Source organism: Kitasatospora sp. NPDC059327, assembly GCF_042752535.1.
In the GTDB taxonomy this organism is placed as follows: domain Bacteria; phylum Actinomycetota; class Actinomycetes; order Streptomycetales; family Streptomycetaceae; genus Kitasatospora.
The window spans coordinates 1-2678 of sequence record NZ_JBHYYB010000237.1 but is presented as its reverse complement, the minus strand read 5'-3'; the positions used below and the strand labels follow the sequence as shown (position 1 = coordinate 2678).

Sequence of the window (2678 nt, the reverse complement as noted above, 5' to 3'; positions counted from 1 at the left end):
GTCTTCGAGATGTGGGGCGCCCTGCTGAATGGCGGCCGCCTCGTCGTCGTCCCAACCCCCACCACCCGCAACCCCGACGAGTTCCTCGACCTCCTGGTGGGGGAGGGTGTGACGGTCCTGTCCCAGACACCCACCGCATTCCGGTCGTTGGCCGCGGCAGCGGCCGATGGTGACGGCCGGGTGGACCGGCTGGTGTTGCGGGCGGTGGTGTTCGCGGGTGAGAAACTGGACGTGGCGGACCTGCGGCCGTGGGTGGAGCGGATGGGCCTGGGGCGCCCGGTCCTGGTGAACATGTACGGGATCACCGAGACGACCGTCCACACCACCTTCTACCGCATCGGTGAGGTGGACTTCGCGCCGGATGCGGGCAGCCGGGTGGGTGTGCCGTTGTCGGACTTGACGGTTCGGCTGCTGGACGCGCACGGCGAGCTGGTGCCGGTGGGTGTGCCCGGAGAGGTCCACGTGTCGGGGCCGGGTCTTGCGCGTGCGTATCTGAACCGTCCGGGTCTGACGGCACGGCGTTTCCTTCCCGACCCGTTCGGTGTGCCGGGTGAGCGGATGTATCGCAGTGGTGACCTGGCCAGGCTGCTGGTGGACGGGACGCTGGAGGTGCTGGGTCGCATCGATGACCAGGTCAAGATCCGCGGCTACCGCATCGAACTCGGTGAGATCCAGGCGGCGTTGGCGGTGCTCGACGGCATTCGCGAGGCGGTGGTCGTCGTGCGTGAGGACGTTCCGGGGGAGAAGCGTCTGACCGCGTACTGCGTCACCGTCGACGAGTCGATCGAGCTGGACCTCGCCCAAGTGCGGGAACGGCTGCGGCAGGTCCTGCCCGAGTACATGGTGCCGGCGGCCTTCGTGGTGCTGGAGCGTGTGCCGGTGACGGCGAACGGGAAGCTGGACAAGCACGCTCTGCCCGCCCCCGATCAGGACTCCTACGCCCACACCGCCTACGTGGCGCCGCGTTCGCAGAGCGAGAAGCAGATCGCGGGGGTGTGGACGGAGATCCTGGGTACGGAGCGGGTGGGTGTTCACGACAGTTTCTTCGATCTGGGCGGTGACTCGATCCGTGCGGTGGCGCTGGTCGGTGCGCTGCGGTCGGCCGGTTTCCCCACGACGGTGCGGGACGTGTTCGCCGCCCGGACGGTGGCAGGTCTTGCCGCAGTGACCGGGCTGGCCCTGCCCGAGTCCCTCGCCACCGTGGGTGTCGCCCCGTTCGCGCTCATCGGGGACGAGGACCGGGTCAAGCTGCCCGCCGACGTCGTCGACGCCTACCCGTTGTCGCAGATCCAGACCGGCATGGTCGTGGAGATGTTCGCCGACACCGGTCGTAACCTGTACCACAACGTCTCCACCTACCGCATCCGGGACACCGACACCTTCTCGCCGGAGGCGTTCACGCAGGCCTCCGCGATCCTGGTCGCCCGTCACGAGGCCCTTCGCACCTCGATTCACCTGACCGGCTACTCGCGTCCGCTGCAGCTGGTCCACGCCACCGCCGAGCCGGCTGTCGGCGTTACCCGCCTCACCGGGTTGGACGAGGCCGGGACCCGGGAGCGGCTGGAGGCGTTCACCGCCGCCGAACGCGGCACGCTGTTCGACCTCGACGCGCCGCCGCTGATGCGCTACCACGCCCACACCAGCGACACCGATCCGGGCGGCTGGTGGATCTCGATCACCGAGTGCCACCCCGTCATGGAGGGCTGGAGCTACCACACCCTCCTGATGGAACTGCTCACCACCTACCGAAGCCTGCGCGACGGCCGAACACCCGAGACACCCGAACCCGCCGCCGTGCGGTACGCGGATTTCATCGCCGCCGAACTCGACGCCCTGGCGTCACCCGAGCACGCCGCGTACTGGCAGCGCGTCGTCGACGGCCGTACTCCCTTCGCCCTGCCCACCGGCCTCAACGCCACCGACTTCGGTGCGCCAGTGACCACGCATCAGGTCGGCGTGCCGTGGCACGACCTCGAAGGCGGCCTGCGCGCCCTCGCCCGGTCCGCCGGCGCCTCCCTCAAGAGCGTCATGGTCGCCGCGCACACCAAGGTGATGAGCCAGCTCACCGACCAGGCCAGCTTCCACCTCGGCCTGGTCTGCGACGCCCGCCCCGAGGCCACCGGCGCCGACCGCGTGCCCGGCATGTACCTCAACACCCTGCCCTTCCCGGTCGACCCGATGACCGGTACCTGGCGCGACCTGGTGCGGCGCACCTTCGAGCGCGAGATCGAGCTGTGGCCCCACCGCCACTTCCCGATGCCCGCCATCCAGCGCCAGGCCGGTGCCGGACGCCTGATCAACGTCAGCTTCAACTACCAGGACTTCCGGCAGGTCGACCACGACCTGATCGACGCTCATGGCGGCATCGACGACAGCCCCACCGAGCACACTCTCACCGTCTCCTGCCGGGCCGGCCACGTCATCCTCACCCACGTCACCCCCACCCTCGCTCCTGAGCACGCGCAGCGCATCGCAGACATGTACCGGGCCGTCCTCGAAGCGATGGCGAACCGCCCCGATCACCGCGCGCAGGTCACCTATCTTCCTGAAGGGGAAAGGGAGTTCATCCTCGGATCCGGCCCTGTGGCGGCTGATTCCGGTGACCGTACGGTGCATGAGTTGTTCGAACTGCGGGCTGCGGCGACGCCGGGGGCGGTCGCGGTTACGGCGGGCGATGT

At 69.3% G+C, this 2678-nt stretch carries 1 protein-coding gene; it reads left to right on the top strand.

Annotated features, from left to right (window positions below; all coding sequences use genetic code 11):
• Positions 1-2678: condensation domain-containing protein (locus ACFXHB_RS44665; protein ID WP_380582959.1), on the top strand; the 2678-nt coding region annotated here is incomplete at both ends.